Annotated in this window: 19 protein-coding genes; 4 read left to right on the top strand and 15 right to left on the bottom strand. The window is 67.8% G+C overall.

What is annotated here, in order from left to right:
- Positions 1-258 precede the first annotated feature (258 nt).
- Positions 259-1,449 carry a diphosphate--fructose-6-phosphate 1-phosphotransferase gene (locus tag IT306_02820; protein MCC7367325.1) on the top strand — a complete coding sequence of 397 codons (1,191 nt, stop codon included), beginning with the start codon at positions 259-261 and terminating at the stop codon, positions 1,447-1,449.
- 34 nt (positions 1,450-1,483) lie between these two features.
- Here the strand turns inward: IT306_02820 and IT306_02815 are convergent, their stop codons facing one another.
- The 14 genes from IT306_02815 to IT306_02750 all read right to left on the bottom strand — a co-directional run bounded on the left by IT306_02815 (position 1,484) and on the right by IT306_02750 (position 14,450).
- Positions 1,484-2,557: a hypothetical protein gene (locus tag IT306_02815; protein ID MCC7367324.1), complete on the bottom strand. Its 1,074-nt coding sequence runs from the start codon at positions 2,555-2,557 to the stop codon at positions 1,484-1,486.
- 74 nt (positions 2,558-2,631) lie between these two features.
- Positions 2,632-2,994: a DUF192 domain-containing protein gene (locus tag IT306_02810; GenBank protein ID MCC7367323.1), complete on the bottom strand. Its 363-nt coding sequence runs from the start codon at positions 2,992-2,994 to the stop codon at positions 2,632-2,634.
- 309 nt (positions 2,995-3,303) lie between these two features.
- A complete protein-coding gene (locus IT306_02805; GenBank protein MCC7367322.1) occupies positions 3,304-4,839 on the bottom strand; it encodes a type II secretion system F family protein in 1,536 nt (511 codons plus the stop codon).
- The gene (locus IT306_02800) at positions 4,832-5,824 is read right to left on the bottom strand and encodes a type II secretion system F family protein (GenBank protein MCC7367321.1); all 993 of its coding nucleotides are present in this window, start codon (positions 5,822-5,824) and stop codon (positions 4,832-4,834) included. Before IT306_02800 ends, IT306_02805 begins: the two co-directional genes overlap by 8 nt.
- Before the next feature lie 3 nt (positions 5,825-5,827).
- Positions 5,828-7,267 carry a CpaF family protein gene (locus IT306_02795; GenBank protein MCC7367320.1) on the bottom strand — a complete coding sequence of 480 codons (1,440 nt, stop codon included), beginning with the start codon at positions 7,265-7,267 and terminating at the stop codon, positions 5,828-5,830.
- A 153-nt stretch (positions 7,268-7,420) separates the two neighbouring features.
- A complete protein-coding gene (locus IT306_02790; GenBank protein MCC7367319.1) occupies positions 7,421-8,698 on the bottom strand; it encodes an AAA family ATPase in 1,278 nt (425 codons plus the stop codon).
- Complete coding sequence (gene cpaB, locus IT306_02785; GenBank protein ID MCC7367318.1) at positions 8,695-9,525, bottom strand: Flp pilus assembly protein CpaB; 831 nt, start codon at positions 9,523-9,525, stop codon at positions 8,695-8,697. Before cpaB ends, IT306_02790 begins: the two co-directional genes overlap by 4 nt.
- An 87-nt stretch (positions 9,526-9,612) precedes the next feature.
- Positions 9,613-9,795, bottom strand: a complete 183-nt coding sequence (locus IT306_02780) for a hypothetical protein (GenBank protein MCC7367317.1) — start codon at positions 9,793-9,795, stop codon at positions 9,613-9,615.
- A 376-nt stretch (positions 9,796-10,171) separates the two neighbouring features.
- On the bottom strand, positions 10,172-10,357 hold the full coding sequence (locus tag IT306_02775; GenBank protein MCC7367316.1) for a Flp family type IVb pilin: 186 nt from the start codon (positions 10,355-10,357) through the stop codon (positions 10,172-10,174).
- Positions 10,358-10,689: 332 nt separating this feature from the next.
- Complete coding sequence (locus IT306_02770) at positions 10,690-10,875, bottom strand: Flp family type IVb pilin (protein MCC7367315.1); 186 nt, start codon at positions 10,873-10,875, stop codon at positions 10,690-10,692.
- Positions 10,876-10,915: 40 nt separating this feature from the next.
- Positions 10,916-12,163, bottom strand: coding sequence for a hypothetical protein (locus IT306_02765; protein MCC7367314.1), 1,248 nt, complete (start codon positions 12,161-12,163; stop codon positions 10,916-10,918).
- Between the two features lie 28 nt (positions 12,164-12,191).
- On the bottom strand, positions 12,192-13,862 hold the full coding sequence (locus IT306_02760) for a hypothetical protein (GenBank protein ID MCC7367313.1): 1,671 nt from the start codon (positions 13,860-13,862) through the stop codon (positions 12,192-12,194).
- Between the two features lie 11 nt (positions 13,863-13,873).
- A complete protein-coding gene (locus tag IT306_02755) occupies positions 13,874-14,086 on the bottom strand; it encodes a hypothetical protein (GenBank protein ID MCC7367312.1) in 213 nt (70 codons plus the stop codon).
- A gap of 139 nt (positions 14,087-14,225) precedes the next feature.
- Positions 14,226-14,450, bottom strand: coding sequence for a hypothetical protein (locus IT306_02750; protein ID MCC7367311.1), 225 nt, complete (start codon positions 14,448-14,450; stop codon positions 14,226-14,228).
- A 516-nt stretch (positions 14,451-14,966) separates the two neighbouring features.
- On the opposite strand from IT306_02750, the gene IT306_02745 reads away from it, so the two are divergent.
- The 3 genes from IT306_02745 to IT306_02735 all read left to right on the top strand — a co-directional run bounded on the left by IT306_02745 (position 14,967) and on the right by IT306_02735 (position 18,473).
- A complete protein-coding gene (locus IT306_02745) occupies positions 14,967-15,950 on the top strand; it encodes a sugar ABC transporter permease (protein ID MCC7367310.1) in 984 nt (327 codons plus the stop codon).
- 98 nt (positions 15,951-16,048) lie between these two features.
- Complete coding sequence (locus IT306_02740) at positions 16,049-16,897, top strand: carbohydrate ABC transporter permease (GenBank protein ID MCC7367309.1); 849 nt, start codon at positions 16,049-16,051, stop codon at positions 16,895-16,897.
- A 40-nt stretch (positions 16,898-16,937) separates the two neighbouring features.
- Positions 16,938-18,473, top strand: a complete 1,536-nt coding sequence (locus tag IT306_02735) for an extracellular solute-binding protein (GenBank protein MCC7367308.1) — start codon at positions 16,938-16,940, stop codon at positions 18,471-18,473.
- Between the two features lie 98 nt (positions 18,474-18,571).
- Here the strand turns inward: IT306_02735 and IT306_02730 are convergent, their stop codons facing one another.
- Positions 18,572-19,540: a hypothetical protein gene (locus IT306_02730; GenBank protein ID MCC7367307.1), complete on the bottom strand. Its 969-nt coding sequence runs from the start codon at positions 19,538-19,540 to the stop codon at positions 18,572-18,574.
- Positions 19,541-19,715: the final 175 nt, after the last annotated feature.

The raw sequence follows: 19,715 nt of genomic DNA, 5'->3' as shown, positions 1-19,715 counted from the left end.
CCGACGCCGATCATCCCGCCGGGTGCCCCAACAGTCGGGCGCGGCGGGCGGCCGGCCGCGCGGCGGGGCGCGCCGGGCGGCGGCGCCGCCCGGGGGCCCGGGGCCGCCCCCGGGCGGCGCGGGGGCCGGCCCGCCGCCCGCGGGGCGATTGCATGTTCGTCGGCGTTGCCAGGACGCCACGACACGAGTGGTCGGGCCTGAGGGCCTGGCGCGGCAAGAGCCTGCTCCCGGCCGTCCCGCTCGGGTAGACTTCGCGGCGTGTCACAGCCACGTGCGCTTGTCGTCGGGCAATCCGGCGGTCCGACAGCGGTCATCAACCGTTCTCTCGCCGGGATCATCCGCGAGGCTCTCGCTGCCGACGACCGTGTCGGTCCGATCCTCGGGCTGCGCCACGGCATCGAGGGGCTGCTCGGCGGGCAGTTCGTCGATCTTCGGAACCAGCAGGCGGGTTTCCTCGACGCGCTGGAGGAGACGCCGTCCAGCATCCTCGGCTCGTGCCGCTACCGGCTGGCCGACGAAGACCTGGACCGTGCGCTCGGCGCCCTCCGTCAGCTCAACGCCGGCATGTTCTTCTACATCGGCGGCAACGACTCGGCGGACACGACGCATCGGCTGGCGCTGGCGGCTCAGGCGGCCGGCGACGATCTCGTCTGCATCGGCGTCCCGAAGACGGTTGACAACGATCTCGTCGGGATGGACCACTGCCCGGGCTTCGGCAGCGCAGCGCGGTTCCTGGCACTGGCTGCGATGGAGGCCTCGCGGGACACCGAGGCGATGCGTCGCAGCGACCCGGTCAAGATCCTCGAAGTGGCGGGTCGGCACGCCGGCTGGCTCGCCGCCGCGGCGGCGCTCGGACGGCGGTACGAGGACGAAGGCCCGCACCTCGTGTACGTGCCCGAGTGGCCCGTCAGCGTTGACTCGATTCTGGCCGACGTCGCCGAGACCCACCAGGCCTACGGCCACGTGGTGATGGTGCTCTCGGAGAACCAGCCGGGGCCAGATGGACACGTCCTCGGATCGGGCGGGCAGCCACGCCACGTCGATGCCTTCGGACATGCCTACTTCGACAGCCCGGCCGAGCACCTCGTCAGCCAGATTCGCGGACAGCTCGGGCTGCGGGCGCGTTGGGAGAAGTACGGGACGCTCCAGCGGATGTCGATCTCGTGCCGCTCGGAGGCCGACGCCGAGGAGGCCGTGGCCGTCGGGCGCGAGGCCGTGCAACTGGCCCTGAGCGGCGCAACGGATCAGATGGCCGTCATCCAGCGGGCGTCAGACGATCCGTACACCTGGGCGCTGGGCGCGACATCGCTCTCGTCGGTCGCCAACGAGCAACGGCTGCTCCCGCCCGAGATGGTGCCCGACCCGCGCGGCGGCCCGACGGCGGCCTTCCGGCGCTACGCCGAGCCGCTGCTGGGGTCGCCGCTGCCACGGCACGCCCGGCTCACCTGACGCGCATCGCGGGCGCTGTCACCGTCGGGCTGCCTCAGCGCGTCGCGTTGACGACCGTCGCGAACCGCTCCAGCTCACGCCCGCCGGCATCCCGCACGGTCAGCGTCACGACATACAGGCCTGGCAGATCGAGTCGAAGCGTTTGGCACACGCGGTCGGCCGGCGGCTGGAACTCCCCGAGCGTTCGCTGCGAGCCGTCCGGCCCCAGGACGTTGATCTGGGCCGAGCTGCCGTGCGTCGCCTGGGCGCAGAGCGTGGCCTCCTCGCCGACGCTGTAGGTGTTGCGGTCCGCCCGCAGGGGCGCATTGGTCGTGATCGGCCGGAGCGTCGGGACCGGGAGCGGCGTCCTGGTCGCGATGATCCTGGCCGGTGTGCTCGTCGGGAAGCTCAGGCCGGGCGGCAGGATCAGGCTGGGAGGGGTCGGCCCGATGACCGGTGGCGAGAACCGCGTGGGCGGGCTGCCGGCCGGAGCTGGCGAGCCAGCCGCACGCGGGGGAGTCGGGGGGGTGGCCGGCGTCACGGCCTGACTCGGCGTGGCGGCGGCGACAGTCTCGCTGGGCCGGGCCGCGCTCGGGCTGGGTGTGGCAGCGGCCTGCGCGACCGGTGACGGGGATGGCGCGAGCGTCGCGGCGACGGCCGGCGAGGGGGCCGGGCTGCTGGCAGCCTGGAGTGTGGGCGGCGGCTCGGCGGGGCTGGCAGCAGGCCCGCCGCCCGAGCGCGAGATCGCCAGCAGCACGCCGCCCACCAGCCCGACCAGCACCAGCAGGCCGACTCCAAGCAATAACATCGGTCGCCAGAGCGCCGGCCGCGCCCGGACCGGACGTGGTGCGGAACGCGGCAGTTGGATCGTCGGCGCTGCCTCAGCCGAGGTGGTGTGCGCCTCTGGCGGCATCCCGAAGCGTGCCGGCGGCTGGTCCGCGCGCTGCTGACCGAGCGTCTCGCGGGCGGTGCCAGGGTCTTGCGCTGGCGTCGGCGGCGCTATCGGCCCGAAGTCCTCGCCGGGCCTGCCGCCCCAGGTGTACTGCTGATCGGAGAGCGCTCGCCGCTCGGGCTGCTGCCCGTCGTCGATGGAGCGTCCGCCGCGTCCGCTGCCGCCGTGTTCGTCCACTCAGGAGAGTATACGGCCGGCCATCGCGCGCGTCGGATGTTTCACCCCAGACGCTGGCTCCACTCGTGAGACGCTCAGGCCACGCGCTCCACGGCCACCTGATCCCCGACCTCGGTGCCGCTCTCGGCGATGGACCCAACCGGCAGCTCCAACACGGTGTGCGCCCGCCGCACGTACGGGCCGAGCCGACCCGGCCGGAGGTCGGTCACCAGCCGCAGCACCGTCCCCTGGCGGTCGAGGTACACCACGTCCAACGGGATCTTCATGCCCCACATGTGGACGGAGTTGCAGGGCACGATGACCAGTCCATCACCGGCCGGCAGGTCAGTGCGGCCAAGCAGGCCACGCAGCCGACTGAGGAAGCCGTCGGCGAGGCCGGCGTGGTCGGCAAGCTCCACCGAGCGGCTGAGGTTGGTGATGCGAACGGTCTTGGGCATGACGTGCCTGCTCCAGTATGGCAGGCCGCCTCGTGGCCTGTCAGTCGTGAACTGCCGGGCTGAGTTCCTGCCGACGCTTCCCCCGTCATCCCGAGCGGAGTGAGGCTGCTCCCGTCACCGTCATCCCGAGCGGAGTGAGCGTGCGAACGCAGTCGAGGGATCTTCCTCGTCAGCCGTCCCTCACCTGGGGAAGATCCCTCTCCGCTCGTTCCTCGCCGCGGTCGGGATGACGGACGGGAGCGCGTTTCTCGCTGCTGTCAGGTTGAGGATGGGCACCGAGCAGCCCTGCGATTCAGGCCTGCCGAGCCACTAGTTCGGGCCGTTTGAGAAGAAGGAGAAGAGGTCCTGAGCGGCCGGACCGAGGATCACCACGAACAGGGCCGGGAAGATCAGGAAGACCAGCGGGATCAGCATCTTGACCGCCGCCTTGTGGGCCAGCTCCTCCGCGTGCTGGCGACGGCGCAGGCGCATCTGGTTCGCCAGGGTCAGCAGCGTCTCGGTCAGGCTCATGCCCAGCTCGTCCGCCTGGATCAACTGGCTGGTCATGATCTGGATCTCGTCCACCTGGGTGCGATCCGCGAGATTCAGGAGCGCCTGCCGGCGGCCTGCGCCCATCCGCAGCTCGCCAAGCATGGTCGAGAACTCGAAGCTGAGATCGTTGTCCCACTTCTCCAGGATCTCGCCGATGGCCCCGTCGAACGAGAGGCCAGCGCTCACGCCGATGGTGATCAGGTCGAGCGCGTCCGGCAGCGCCTTCTTCATCAGGTACTGACGTTTCTTGATAGCCCGCCCGAGCCAGATGCTCGGCAACATGAAGCCGACGATGGCCGCCGTCGTGGCAGTCAGGAGCGTCGTCGTGAACGGCGCCAGCCCGATCATCAGCCAGAACCCGCCCATGAACAGGGCCACAGCAAGGCCGGCCTTCGTCGCGACGAATCGCGTGTACTGCTGGTTGCCAGGGCGACCTGCAAGGATCAGCGTGCGGCGGAGCTTGTCGCCCTGGTTGGACGGCACCAGCTTCGCGCCGATCTTGCCGAAGAACGCGACCATCGGCGAGATGGTCAGGCTCTTGCGGCCCTCTTTCGACGCCTTCTGAATGGCCCTGGCGCGATGCTCCGCGCTCCGGCCGACCCACATCGCGAGGCGGTCCTGCGCGGCGCGCCAGCGAGCGTGCCAGATCAGGCCGGCGATGGTCGCCAGGAACGCCGTGCCGCCTAAGATCGCCGCCAGCGAGCTGGCGAGCGACATGTTGATCGTGCCGGGTGTGGGCGCCGGCACGGCGATCAGCGCATGATTCAGCTCGCGCTGGGCCGGAGCATCCGCCTGCGGCGGGAACGGCACCGTGAACTGTAGCCCGGTGCTGACCTCGGGACGACCGTTGATCGAGACGGCCATCCGCGCCGCGAGCGACTCGCCGGGCGACGTCGGGCTGTAGGAGATCCAGCTCACTTCGTAGCTGCCGACCCCCGTCGTCGGCACCCGCCCGACGGTGTGCACTTCGAGGACCGGGTGGAACTGAAGGCCCGAGATGATGTTGATGTCGTGCGGCTCCAGGTAGGCTGGCGGCAGCCCGGACAGTGGCCGCAGGCTGAAGCGCGTCTTGATGCTTGGGTACTTGTCCGTGCGGATCTCGTCGATGGTGATCTCGGAATCGTCCGGGGCTGGGACCGCCGTCGCGCGGGGCGGGATCACCGCCCGCACGGACGATTCGTCGGCGGCATGCGTAATGGTCGCCATCAGCGGCACGCCGACGAGCAGCAGTCCCAGACCGGCCACAAAGAGGGCCAGCGCACCCGGAAGGCTGCGGAGCCGGCGGAGGATCTGGGGCGCTGACAGGTTACACATCGATGTCTGCAATCTTCATGAGCGCGTAGAAGCCGGCCAGCATCCCGAAGCCGCCCATGATCAGCAGCATGCGGGCGATGCCCGGCTGGAACAGCTTGCCGATGTAGGCCGGCGCGAGCACGAACAGCGCACCGACGATCAGGATCGGGAGGGCGCTGACGATGTAGGCCGACATCCGCTGCTGCGCCGTCAGGATGGCGATCTCGCCGCGAATACGCAGTCGCTCGCGGATGGTGTGGGAGATCGTCCGGAGGATCTGCCCGAGGTTGCCGCCCACGCGGTGCTGGATGGTGATCGCCGTCACCAGCATGTCGAGGTCGAGGCTGCGGACGCGGTCGAGCATGTGCGCGAACGCCTCCTGCATCGGGACACCCACCGCCATCTCGCGGACGGCGATAGCCAGCTCCTCGCCGATCGGAGCGGCCATTTCGCGGCTGGCCATCTCCATCGCCTGGGGGAGGCTCGACCCCGCCTGGAGCGCACCGGCCATCGAGTCGATGGTCGGCGCGAGCTGCCGCTCCAGCTTCTTGAGCCGCGTGCCCTCGAGGAACGAGAGCGTCATCAGGGGAACGAACCAGGCAACCGGCAGGACCGTCATCGCGACGATCACGGCGCCCATGCCCTTCAGGTCGGGGACGGTGTTCGCCAGGTACCAGACGACGATGAAGCCTCCGACGCCGGCGATGCCCTGAATGACCAGGAAGCGGCTGGCCTGCATGTCCACGCCCGCGCGCACCAGCCGCAATTGCAGCTGCTTGGAGTAGTTGGCCTGTCGCAGGCGGCGGTTGACTTCCTCGACCCAGGCGACGCGCGAGGTCTGGCGCTGGCGGCGCACGCTCATGACCGGCTGGGGGGTCGAGCCTCGCCGCACGAAGACGCGCAGCCGGCTGTCAAGCAACGCCTGACTGGCGAGCTGGAACACGGCGAACGTCATCATCAAGATGCCGGCGCCGGCGATCAGGGCGGCGAGCTCGGGCTGGGTCATGGCTTAGTGGCCTCCTCGGAGCGGGGAGGTGACGCGGCTCTCGTTGAGCCGCTGGCTGATGCCGTTGCCGTTGCCGAACAGGGCATCGGGGAGCTTGACGCCGTTGCGGGCCATCTTCAACTCGAACTTCGGGCGGACGCCGGTCGAGCGCAGCTCGCCCTGGACCTTGCCGCGCACGATGGCCCCCTGCTCGAAGCGGAAGATGTCCTGCAGGATGATCACGTCGCCTTCCATGCCCTGCACTTCCGAGACGTGCGTGACCTTGCGTGAGCCGTCGAACAGACGCTCCTGGTGGATGATGAGGTCCACGGCAGATGCGATCTGCTCGCGGATGGCCCGGTGCGGCAGCTCGATGCCGGACATCATCACCATCGTTTCGAGGCGGGCCAGCGTATCGCGCGGGCCGTTCGAGTGCAGCGTGGTCATCGAGCCGTCGTGGCCAGTGTTCATCGCCTGGAGCATGTCGAGCGCTTCGGAGCCTCGGCACTCTCCGACCACCACCCGGTCGGGCCGCATTCGGAGCGCGTTGACCACCAGTTGGCGGATCGGCACCTCACCCGTGCCCTCGATGTTGGCGGGGCGCTTCTCCAGTGAGATCACGTGGCGCTGGCGCAGCCGCAGCTCGGCGGCGTCCTCGATCGTCACGATGCGCTCATTGGTTGGGATGAACGACGACAGCACGTTGAGCAGCGTCGTCTTGCCCGAGCCCGTGCCGCCAGACACCAGGACGTTGAGGCAGCCCTGGACGCACAGGCTCAGGAAGTCGGCCACGTCGGGAGTGATCGACCCGTACTGCACGAGGTTCTGCATCGTCAGGGCTTCGCGTGAGAACTTTCGGATGGTGATGACGGGTCCGATCAGCGAGATCGGCGGGATGATCGCGTTGACGCGCGAGCCGTCAGGCAGACGGGCGTCCACCATCGGGGAGGCTTCGTCGCAGCGGCGGCCGAGCGGCGCCACGATGCGGTCGATGATCCGCCGCACGTGATCGTCGTTCTCGAAGCGGATATCGGTCTCTTCGAGCTGACCCTTCCGCTCGACCCAGATCTGATCTGGCCCGTTGACCATGATCTCGCTGATCGACTCGTCGCGCAGGAGCGGCTCGATGGGGCCGAACGAGAGCAGCTCGGCCATAATCGCTTCGAGGAGGCGCGTGCGCTCCAAGCGCGGGAGCGGAATGCCCTCTTCGGCGAGCGTGTCGTTGAACAGCTCCTCGATGGCCCGGCGGCCGGGTACGCCGCCGAGATCGGCTTCGGGGGCCAGCTCGGCGATGATGCGACGCTGAATGCGGGACTTGAGCGCGCCGAAGTCGGTCCGATTCAGCTGTGCACCGTTTGGCTGGGCCTGCTCCTTCGCTCGCTCCGTCGGACGAGTCGGGCCGGAGCGCTTCGGATCAGCCTCGGTGCGCGCTCCGTTGAGCCGCTCAAAAATCGGTGATGGCATCGTCGGTCCGTCCTTGTCACGCGTGCGTACGGGGCAGAGTGCTGGCGCTGGTCTCGCGGCGTTGGTCGACGGGGAACGGTCGTCGTTGACCCCTATCTAGGCCAACGCCGGGGGCGGCGCGGACGGGACAATCCGGCGCCGCCCGGCGGGCGGCTAGCTGGCCTTTCGGCGTGTGAGCTTGGTGAGCACCCCCAGACCCGGGCGCTTCTTAGGTGCGACGTTGGCTGTGCCCTTGGCCTGCGGCTCCTCGTCGGACAGCCCGAGCTGCCGAATGAGCTCGTGGGCCACCGAGTGGATCTGCCGGGACATCCGGGCGCTCGGGCGCATCAGGACGACCGGCTCTCCCGCGTTCAGCGCCTCGATGACGGGCAGACCATCGCTGGGCAGGCCAAACGCCATCTTGTGGCGGAGGTTCGACTCGATATCCTTGAGCGGGATCGAGCCACCGCTGCTCAGACGGTTGATGGTCAGCTTGAGCTTCTCGTCGCCGTAGCCCAGCTCGTGGGCCAGGGCCAGGAAGCGCGCGGCGTTCTTGAGCGAGGCGATCTCCGGCGTGCAGACCACCAGCACGGCATCCGAGAGGTCGAGCGCCGCCAGCAGGTGCTCGTCTGGCCGCGAGGCCGTGTCCACGACGATGACGTCGTAGTGCTGGCGCAGGGCGGTGAAGACGGCGGTCGTCTCCTCGCCGGAGATGACCTCGGCGCGCTCCAGTTCAGAGGGCGCGGGGAGCACCCAGATCCCCGAGTTGTGGTGCAGCAGGATGTCGTTCAGCAGATCGCCGTCCAGGTCGCGCAGGTGAGCGACCATGTCGGCAATGCTGTTCTCGTTGGCGATGTTCATCGCAACGGCGACATCGCCCGAGAGCAGGCTGCCGTCCACCAGCACCACGCGCAAGCCGGTCTGCTGGTAGATGGTCACCGCCAGGTTCACCGCGATGGTGGTGGTGCCCACACCCCCCTTCGGGCCGTGCACCGCGATCATCCGACCGCTCTTCGAGCCGCCCTGTGGAGAGGACTTGCGCCGCCGCCGATCCTCCTTCTCGTAGATGCGGCGGATCATCTCGATCAGGTCGCCGGGCTCGAAGGGGCGGAAGAGGTAGGCACGCGCGCCCGCCAGGATACAGGCTTGCGCCAGGGTGGCCGTCTCCTGATCGAGCAGGACGATGACCGGAATCTCGGGAGCGGCGGCGTCCAACTGCTCGACCACGGCTGCTGGATCGCCGGCCACCTCGTCCACGATCACCAGGTCGACGTCGCCACGGTGGACGGCTCGCGCCGCCTCGCCGTAGCCAGCGGCGCTCTCGCTGACCTTGAAGGTGGGATCCTGTTCGAGCATCGAGGTGATCGGGCCGACATCGGTCTCATGGCCGTCAAGCTGGAAGCCAGGGTCACGCAGGACCAGCACGCGGAGTCGCGATGTTCGGTTGTTCACGGCATCACTCCTGCGGCTGGCTTCGCCTGGCCAACCTCCTGCGGGACGCGGAAGCGGAAACGCTCGGCAATGCTGTCCACCGTCACGGCGTCTGTCCGAACGATGCGGTCCTCGTCTGAGGAGCGCAGCGCGATGTCGATGGTGCCGCCGGAGTCCTTGATGTACTTGATGATGATCGCGTCCTGGTGATCGACCAGGAGGGCCAGCGGTTGGGTGCTGGACGACGTACGGGCGCTGAGGCCGCTGCTGGTCGCCTGGACGCCCGCTTGAATCTGCTCGCCAATGGCGAAGATCTCGACGTTCTGCAGCGTCGTCTGGGTGCTCATGCCGAGGTTGCCGCCGGCGCCCTCGTCGCTCCCCAGCGAGTTCTGCACCAGCTTCAGCGAGAGCAGGATGTCGAGGCGGTCGCCCGGCCGGAAGCCGACCTGTCCGGCCAGCAGGTCTGGCATCGGCAGCCATACGACCACCTTGCCCGTTGGCACGCGGTCCGACATGCTGGAGGCCTTCTTGCCGGTCGAGACGTGACCGTTGAGCAGAATCTGATCCTTGTAGATCGTGCCGACGGCGAACTTGCCGACGGCAGCCTCAGGCTGGACGATAGCGCCCTGTGGGGCGAAGTCGGCCGGGAACGGCCGCACGACCAGGGCGTCTGGCACGACCACCGCGCCGTCTGGAATCTCGCGGACGGCCATCACCACGTAGACCTGGGGAATCACGGCCCGGCTCGCCTCACCCGCCTGGCGGGCGATGCCGAGCACGATGACGCTCGCTCCACCCGCGAGGAGGATGCCGAGGGCCATCAGCGCCAACGCTCCTCGTCGCTTCATCTGCTCTTTCCTTCCGCTTCGACTTCGACTGCAACTTCCGGCTGAGGCCGGCGCACAGGCGCCGGCCTCAGTTGGCTGAATCCACCCCTACCGTGGGAAGACACTCTGGAAGTGCGAGTACAGCCCGTTGACGCTCTGGCCGACCGTCGTCAGGACCGCGACGCAGGTCACGGCCATCAGCACCAACAGCAGCCCGTACTCAGCAAGGCCCTGCCCACGCTGCACCTGGCGGGAGAGTTGGTGCAGCCAGTGCCAGAACCGGCTTGGCATCGAGTCCTCCTTCGCCGACCCCGATAGCCGACGACCTGTGTAGGCAGCCGCTCGCACGAACGACCGAGTACGCAGTCGCCCGGGCAGCGGTACTCACAGCTTCTGCACTAAAGAACGGCAGAGAGTGACGCCGAGAGACGCCCCCGCTGCCCAACGCTCGACGAGTCATCAATCGTGAGTTCCTTACGCTTGCCACGCGCCCCGTGTGGGAGGGCGGCCCCCACGCAGCGCTCGCGGCCCCCGACGGGCGTCAGCCCCAACCGTGCCGGTCAGGGCTGGTCCCGAAACGACGAGCGGCCCACCCGACGTTCGGGTGGGCCGCCTCGGGTAACCAGGCGTCACTGGCTCCGGCAGCGCTAGCTGCCAGAGCGCGAGATCACGGGGCGGCCAGCGCCGCGTTCGCCTGCGAGAAGACGCTGGAGACGCTCTGGCCGAGGGTGCCCAGGATCACGATGGAGACAACGGAGATGAGGACGATGATGAGTGCGTACTCGACGAGACCCTGGCCCTTACCGGTCTTGAGCGTGAGAAGGTCCAAGTAGTGCCGAACGATGTCGAACATGAGTCCCCTCAATTCACTACGGGTCGGATGGAGCCTCGGCCGCCCGCTGCTCCAGTTGCCGCCCCCGATGGGCTTCCGACCTTCCACCAAGGACTAACGGGGTGTCACGCATGAAAGAGACGGCTATAATGGTGATTTCGCAGAAATGGTACAGAAGGACAGGGTGACTGATCCGTTCGGGCTATCAGCAGGCCGTCGATTGGGTCTATGCCGCGCGGGTCCGCAACGGGTGCGGCCTCACAACGAGAACAGCCCGCCTGGGATTTCCCAGGCGGGCTGTTCTTGTCAGGGATGCTGGAGTCTTAGCCGACCCCGGTCTCCCGCGCGTCAGATCACGGCGCAGCCAGCGCCGCGTTCGCCTGCGAGAAGACGCTGGAGACGCTCTGGCCGAGGGTGCCCAGGATCAGGATCGACACGACCGAGATCAACACGATGATGAGGGCGTACTCGACGAGGCCCTGGCCCTTACCAGTCTTGACCGCCAGCAGGTTGAGGTAGTGCCGCACAACTTCGAACATGATTCCTCCGCGACGATGAAAATGATGTCGCTTCAGCGCGTCAGGACGACCGTTCCGACCGCTTCAATGAAATCAACGGGGTCGTGACGGCCGGAGTGACGGGTTTTGTCGCAATGTTCCGAGACTTAGTCATTCCAGGTAGCTGAATAGTCCACTCAGAGAGCGCACCGGGAAAAAAGCGCGACCGGGCTGGCTGTGTCAGCAGGCTGAACGCAAACGTCAAGTAGAGCAGCCCCAGCACTCGCCCGTAGCTATGGAGGTCCGCCCAGACCAGCGGACCAGTGCCAAGCGCCAGCGCCGCCTGCAGGAAGAAGACCCAGGCGAACACGTCGCGCCGTTCCAGCAGCTTCGTCAGGCCGATCAGCACGATGGCGCAGCTCGTCAGAATGATGACGGCCTCGGGCCAGACGTTCCCCTCGGGCAGCGGCTCGCCCAGAGCGGGAGCGTGCCACCCGAGCAACAGGCCCAGGCGGTAGTACGCCCCTCCAAAGGGGATGCCGAAGTTGGACGGGGACTGGGCCGACGGCAGTGCACCGAGTCGCACCAGAATCGAGACGTGCCAGAGGACGGGGACCGCCAGCGGCACGAGATAGGTCAGGCCGCGCCGCCAGTCGCGCCGGCCCAGCGCGTACAGGCCAAACGCCACGGGGACCAGGATCGAGGGTTCGCGGGCCAGGACGGCCAGCATCAGGACGCAGCTTGCCGCTCGGTCCTTGCCGCGAACCACCAGCGCGAGGCCGAGCGCCACCAGCGCCAGCGCGGTCGGCTCGGCGAGCGCTGCCGACACCCCGATGAGGATCGGCGGGCTGAACGCGTAGGCGACGGCCAGCCACCGATTCGCCCCCAGCTGTTTGAGCAGGTCCAGTACTGCCGCCGTGCCAACCAGGACGGCCAGCAGGTTGACCACCAGCAGCGACCACGGGATCGCGGCCGGCTGCCCGAGCGCCAGCGCCCAGGCCAGTGTCGGATAGAGGATCCGCGCGTAGCGGTAGGCGGGCAGGTCCAGGTAGGAGTCCGGGTCCGGCGTCCGCAGCAGCGGATCGTGCGCCATGTAGAAGAACCACTGGCCGTCGTAGCCGACGCCCGACGTCACGACAGTGTCTGGCCGCCAGAACTGGTCGGCCGGCAGCATCGTGCCGATGCGGATCGGGCCAGACGGGTTGTAGTCGAACGCTCGCAGGATGACGACCGTCACGCCGATGTACCCGACGACGATCAGCAGCAGCGGCGCCCACGCGCCAGCGAGCCACACGCGAAGCGCGCTGTACCGCGCGGACCCTGGGGACATGGCGACCTCCGTCTGCGAAGGGTGGGCGCTACCGCGCGGGCGGGACCTCGGCGGCGAGGGTGGCGGTGCGAACGAAGACGACGGCTTGCCGATCCTCGTAGACCGGCGTCCAGTCTGTGGACTCACGGACCGCCGTGACCAGCCCTGCCTGTGACACGGGGTTCAGCGCCAGCCGCGTGACGCCCCACGCATCCAACTGACGTTCCCAGGTGACGTGTCCCCGGCTGATCGACACGTAGGCTTCCCAGATCTCGGCAGGGTGCGCCTCGAAGCGGTTGTCGACGAACACGCGCGTGTCGGGCGCGAGCCGCCACGTCAGGTAGGCGCTCCAGTTCGTGTCGTTGAAGAGGCGGCCGGGCTGCGGGTTCGCCGCAAGGTACTCGCCGAGCTGCACCGGTGTGTCGAGGTCGAGCAGGGCCGTTCGTGTCGGCGGCAGGGGAAGCTGCTGGCGATACCAGGGAAGGGACGCGGCCATCATGACGCCGAACAGGGCCAGGCAGGTCACGTTCAGCACCGGTGCGCCAGCCGGCAACGGCCCGGGACGCGGGAGCCAGGACGGTCCGCGCTCGGCCAGCGCCGCGATGCCGCGCGCCACGAACGGCGCCGCCACCAGCGACCACCACAGCACGTGCCGCACCGATGAGACGGCCAGCACCCCGAAGCCGAGCAGCAGCAGCCCCTCGCCGAGGCGCGGTCGGACTCCGGCCGCAAGCAGCACCACGACCAGCACGACCGACCCGTAGAACAGCCCGCCGTAGGGGGTCCGAATGGCCGGCGGCCCCCATTCGAGGCCGAGCACCCCGACCCCGGAAGCGCCGCCCGACCCGCCATTGAAGAGGACGGTGTCGCGCACGTACTCGCCAAGATCCAGTCCGTGCGGGTTGACCAGCGGCGCCACGCCGCAGACGATGCCGAGCAGGAGGGCGCGGTTGAGCGCGGCGCGCTCGCCGGTGCGCGCCCAGTCCAGGGCCGCCACCATGATGCTGATGCCGACCAGCGGATAGATCAGGATGAACGATCCGTGGACGTTCGCCCAGAACACCACGGCGGCGGCGACGACAAGCCTGCCGGTCCAGGTCTGAGGCGGACGCGCCGCCGCCTGGGCGACCAGGAGGAACGGGATGACGGCCAGCAGCTGCGGGCGGACGGCGAGCCCCGGTACGAACAGAATGACAGAGAGGCCAGCGACCAGCGCCGAGACTCGCTGCCCGGCGCCCGCCTGTCGGCAGGCCCGCGCGATCGACAGCGCCGCGACCACTGCCACCGCGCTCCGCAGCGAGAGGCTCAGCGCGACGCCGCCCAGGTCATGCAGGCCCGAGAGGATCAGGCGGGCCAGCCATTGGCCGTCAACCAGGGCCGGCCGGACCGGTGTGTAGACCAGCGGGTCGTCGGCGGGGAGCGCGCCGAGCTGACGGATCAGGCCGCCCAGACGGACGCTCCACCAGTAGTCAATCGGCTCCATCGGCTGGAGGGCGGCCCCGAGCGCTGCTGCCAGGGCAGCCAATCCGAGCCAGACGGTCCAGAGCGACGGCGTCAGGCGGGAGCGGCGTCGCTGGCCGAGTTCGGCGCAGTCTGGAGCCAGCACAGCCGCAGCGAGCGCACGAGGCGGACTGGCGCGGACGCCTGTCGGCTCAGCAGCGGCGTCAGTCGGCTGGACGAGGCTGCCTGAAGGCTCGGTGGAGGCGGCGCGCTGGGCCACGGTGGTCGCCCTCAGGCCTCGCCCAGCACGCCCGGCTTCAACGCGAACAGGTGGCTGCAGGCTCCGCAGCGGTAGACCGGCACCAGTTGCGACGCGAAGAACGGGCTCATGCCAAGCATGGCGTAGTCACGCATAGGCTGCTCGCGCTCGCAGCGCGGGCAGAGCAAGGTGCGTGTGTGGACGTTGACCAGAGCCGGCGAGGGGACCGGCGTCGTCCGTTCCATCAGTGCTCCCTGGGGCGGGAAGACCGCTCCCTCTGATGCAACGGCGCGACGGTCGCCGAGGTGACGTGGCGAGCCTGCCGGTGGTCGGATTGGGGCAGGCCGCGGTACGAATGGACCGCTGCCCGGCCGGGGCGGTGCGTCAGCCGGTGGGCCGCAGTTGGATCGGCTCACGCTGGACGAGCCAGGTGGGGCCGCTCTGCTGACTGGCGCTCTGTTCAGCCGATTCCGTCAGCGCGGCCGCCAGCGCCAGGAGCGGCTGCAGCTCCGGGCACTCCGGAAAGTCCGCGATGCAATCTTCGACCGTATCGCCATCCGCAAGACGATCGAGGCAGATCGCGAGCACTTCTTCGAACATCTCGTCCATCGTCCGATCACCTACCTGACGATGTAACGCCGGTCCGTCGAGGAACGGGACCGCCTGAATGGGGCATTGTCGCAGATGAGAGACTTGTAACACTGGAGCTGTCGCCGGGGACGCACCCGTACGGATGCGTCTTCGTGACGCGTCGGCCGGGCCGGCCTGCGTCCGTTCCAGCGTCGCCACGCATCGTCAAATGAGCCGCGGAGGCAGGGCGATTGCATGTTCATTGGTGTCCCCGAAGCATCATGGAACGGGCGGTCGGGGACTGAAGTCCCCGCCTACAGTCACGCCGTCGCTGCGCGACGGACGCCGGGAACAGCGTCGGCCGGTGAGACCGGGGCGTCGCGCAGCGACTGCAGGATGGTAGGCGGGGCTTTCAAGCCCCGACGCGGCGGCACGACGACATCAACATGCGATTGCCCTGGCCGCGGAGGTCGTCGCGGACCAAGGAGCGCTCATGCCTCTGGTATACTCGCCTCCCGTGTAGGCCGCCCTGACTGGCGGACCACGGGAGCACGGATGACCCAGGGTTCACAGACGTTCTCGACCGGTTCACCGCTCGCGGCGCCCGGTCAGCCTGCGAGCAGCTCCACCACCATTGCGCTCCGGCGCGCGCTGGGGCGTGACTGGCTGACGGCCTGGATTTTCCTCGCGCCGTGCATGATCGTCATCATCGGCTTGATCGCCTACCCGTTCTTCTCGGCGATCTTGCTCAGTTTCCAGGCCAAGCTGGTTGGCTCGCCTGCCACGTGGGTAGGGCTTGCGAACTACCAGGAGCTGCTGTTCGGGCGCGACGTCGGCGGCGTCTTCCGCCAGTCCGTCGTCGTCTCGATCCTCTTCGTGACGGCCGCCCAGGGCATGAAGCTGTTCCTGGGCTTCGGGATGGCGCTCCTGCTCAACGAGAACTTCCCGTACCGGATGCTGGTGCGGGGCATCTTCTTCATTCCCTGGGCCGTCCCGACGCTGATCGCTGGCCTGACCTGGAAGTGGATGTACGATGGCACCCAGGTTGGCCTGCTCAACATGCTGGCGCTGCGGCTCGGCCTGACCTCGGACCTGATTCAGTGGCTGGGCAACTACAACATGGCGCTCTGGTCGGTGACCGTCGCCGTGGTCTGGGCCAGCACGCCGTTCTGGTCGATGATGCTGCTGGCCGGGCTCCAGGCGATCCCGTCCGAACAGTACGAGGCGGCCGAGATCGACGGTGCAGATGTCTTCCAGCGCTTCTGGATGATCACGCTGCCGGGCGTGATGAACGTGCTGATCATCACGTTCATGCTCTCGACGATCTGGACGGCGAACAGCATCAACTTCGTCTACGTGCTGACGGGCGGCGGCCCGGCCAACGCCACGATGATCTTCCCGCTGCTGGCGTACCAGATCGGCGTGGCCGGTGCGCAGCGGCTCGGGATGGGCGCGACGATCTCCCTCTTCTTCTTCCCGGTATTCCTGGTGATGATCTACTTCCTCACCAAGCGGATGCTGGCTGAAGAAGAGAAGTAGGCCCGTGGCGCAACTGCTGCGAGCGCATGCTCTCTGCGAGCAACAACGTCGAGGCGCACGCGCCTCTCGACCTCACTTGACTTGGTGACGAGGACCGTATGGCAATCGCGATGACGCGCCGACAGGCCCGTACCACGAAGTCCGTGTTCATCGGACTCGGTCTACTGGTATTCGGCATCTGGACGCTGACGCCGCTCTACTGGATCGTCGTCACGTCGATCAAGCCGAACCTGCTGATCTACCGTGAGCCGGCGCTCTTCCCGAGCGAGGTCACGATGGATCACTACAGCTTCGTGCTGAGCAAGACGCCGTTCCTGCTCTACGTCAGGAACAGCGCGCTCGTCACCCTGGCGACCACCCTTGCCTCGATTGTCGTCGGCACGCTGGCGGCCTACGCGATCACCCGGCTGCACTTCAAGGGCCGCGAGTGGGTCGCGCGATCCGTGGTGGTCACCTATCTCGTGCCGGTCTCGCTGTTGTTCATCCCGATGTTCCAGGTGATCTACTCGCTCGGGTTGATGGACAACATCCTCGGCCTGATGGTGACCTACCTGACGTTCACCATCCCCTTCGCGACCTGGATGATGATCGGCTACTTCCGCAACGTGCCGTTCGAGCTGGAAGATGCGGCGCTCGTGGACGGCTGCTCGCGGATCCAGTCGCTGGTCCTGATCATGCTGCCGCTGGCGTTGCCGGCGCTGGCCGTGGTCGCACTCTTCTCGTTCACGCTGTCATGGAACGAGTTTCTGTACGCGCTCGTCTTCATCGGGAGCGATTCGCAGAAGACGCTGACGCTCGGCCTGATCGGCCTGGTGCGGGGCGACACGTTCCCGTGGGGGCCAATGATGGCGGCATCGCTGCTGGGCGCCCTGCCGCCGGTCCTGGTCTACATCATCTCCCAGAAGTGGGTCGTGTCGGGCCTGTCTGCTGGGAGCGTCAAGGGCTAATCCGAGCGAATCACCAAGCGGATCCAAGGGAGGATACCTCGTGGCATCTCAGGGACGATTCCTCGCGCGGCGCGAGTTTCTCCGGTTGCTGACGGCCGGCGCTGGCGTGCTGGCCGTCGCCTGCAGCGGCGCACCCGCCGCCGCGCCGACGAGCGCGCCGGCCAAGCCGGCTGAGACGAAGCCGGCCGAGACCAAGCCCGCTGCTCCGGCAGCGTCGCCAGCGGCTGCTGCGCCAGGAGCCTCGCCGGCCGCGGCTGCCTCGCCGGCTGCTGGCGCGTCGCCGGCTCCGGCTGGCTCGCCGGCCGCCAAGCCGGCTGCTGCCGCTGCGCCGAAGTTCACTTCGAACGGCTCGAAGCTGACGATCTGGGGCTGGCAGAGCTTCACGCCCGAGGGTGACAAGCTCCTCGGCGACCAGATGAAGGAGTGGGGCGCGGCGAACAAGACCGACATCGAGTATGTCGTGATCGAGAATGCCCAGTTCCCGCAGAAGCTGGCTGCCGCCATCGAGGCGAAGGCCACTCCCGACATCACGATGCTGACCAGCCCGACTGACGTCCTGAACTTCGCCTCGCGCGACCTGTTCGTGGACGTTGCGGATCTCTGGAAGGGCGTGGCGGACGTTGAGGGCGGCTTCTACGACTACGTCAAGGACTACTACAACATCGGCAACGCGATCTTCGCGATCCCGTTCGAGGCCGATACCTCGCCGCTGTTCACGCGCCTCGACCTCGTGGAGAAGGCGACCGGCAAGCGCGAGCCCCCCAAGACGCTCGACGAGTTGACGGAGGTCTCCAAGAAGATCAACACGCCGCCATCGGTGTACGCGCTCGGCATCTGCCTCGGGCGCACCCCGGATGGCGAGGGCGAGGCCGTCCAGCTGATCTGGAACGATGGCGGCTCGCTGGTGACCAAGGACGGCAAGCCGAACTTGAACTCCCAGGGCACCATCGATGCCATGAAGCGGCTCAAGGGCTGGTGGGATGACAAGCTGATCCCGCCCGCGTCAACCACCTGGGACGACACGGGCAACAACTCGGCGTACCAGGCCAAGCAGGTGGCGTTCGTCCGCAACCCGCCGTCGATCTACGCCTGGATGCAGACCAACGACCAGCAGTTGCTGAAGGACTCGACCATGGCCGCCTTCCCGGCGGGCAAGGGCGGCAGCTACTCGTCGTCGGGCGCGTGGTCGTGGTCGGTGTTCAAGACGAGCAAGAACGCCGATGGCGCGAAGGATCTCATCTTCAACCTGATGGACCCGAAGCGCCTGCAGACGGTGTACGAAGCGGTCGGCGGTCGCTGGTACCCGATCTACAAGAACGGCTCGCAGCACGAGTACTGGAAGTCCCGCGAGATCTTCAAGTTCTACCCGGATCTGCTGGCTGGCGGTCGCGGCCTCTGGTACCCGTCGTCGCCTGAGCCGAAGCTGATGGCGGCGCTCGGCGAGACCCGGACACGCAACGTGATCCCGGACATGGTCCAGGATATCGTCGTCAAGGGCACGGCCGTCGAGGCTGCCGTGAAGACCGCACACGACGCGATGACCGAGATCTTCAAGGCGCGCGGCGCGAACGTCTAGCACCCACCGCGCCAGCATCACCGCGAGGGGCCGACAGTTCTGCTGTCGGCCCCTCGTCCCATGTTCTCAGCTACGCACGCACGGCCGTGGCTCGGTGCTCATGCGGGACGGTCGAGCAGATCCTCCCACGAGACTGCGGAAAGCAAGCGATCCACCAGACGTTCGAGGTCGGCGGGATCACTCAGGGCCTCGATCTGCGCGCGCACGTCAGCAGTCGGCTCACCCCATCGCGCCGTGCCAAACCTGAGCAGCACGCGCCGTTCGCCTTCGAGCCGGCCTTCGAGCCGGCCTTCGAGCCGGCCTTCAATCCGCCCTTCAATCCGCCCTTCAAGTTGGCCTCTGAGCTGGCCTGCCGCCAGCCCACGCCGCATGCCTTCTTCGCGGCCCTCTTCGAGAATCTCCTGGTATGTGACTGACTCGCGCATCTCCCGAACCCTTCGGAGCAGATGATTCACCTGATCTCGATCATACCGCAACCCCATCAGGATGCGGATGCTGGCCCACAGATCGCCGCGCAGCTCGCCGGCCGCATCTCGCTGAAGCCGCTCGTCAATGTGCGCGATGACCTCCGGTAGCTCCGCAGGCCGGACGCGTGCGAGCGGCGCCAGGGGGAGCAATCCGAGGCTGCTATCAAGGAACTCGGCTACGGGCCGCTCCCAGACGCGAATGACGTTGTAGGCAAACGTTACCAAGAGGTTGCCACGCGGACCGTGGTGGCGGAAGCGACCGTCCAGGTCAGGCCCATCTGCCTGCGGCCGAAGCAGCACGATGGTCGATTCGATTGGCAGCTCGTGGCGGCGAAGCAGCAGCCCGTAATACTGGAGGAGGCGAATTGGCAGTGTGCGGTCGTAGCCGGACTGCAGCTCGAAGTGCGCCAGCCACGGGTGTGGGCTATCCACGTACAGCACCTTGTCGACCTCGGCCAGAACGGTGGACACCTCCGAGTCTATCGGTCGCGGCACACCGTCCACCTCGTAGCCGGCCCACCGCAGCCAACCTTCCGGATCGGTGTCGATCAGCAGGCGGGTGGTAATGTCAAACGGGCGGGGACCGCGCTGCTGCTGCACCAGCACTCCTGACGATACCTTGATAGATTGGCCTGCCAACGTGACGGAGTATATCAGCGCAGCGCTGTCGCAGTAGTGCGCGACGGCAGGCTATGGTTCGGCAGCGTACCCTGTTGTGAACACCGACGTATGGGCAAGGTCGAGGTGGTCGCTCACCCCTGACCGTCGACCGCCA

The sequence above is a fragment of the Chloroflexota bacterium genome (assembly GCA_020850535.1).
GTDB lineage: Bacteria > Chloroflexota > UBA6077 > UBA6077 > JACCZL01 > JADZEM01.
Note: the sequence above shows the minus strand (reverse complement) of the source record. Positions and strands in the feature narration are given on the sequence as shown.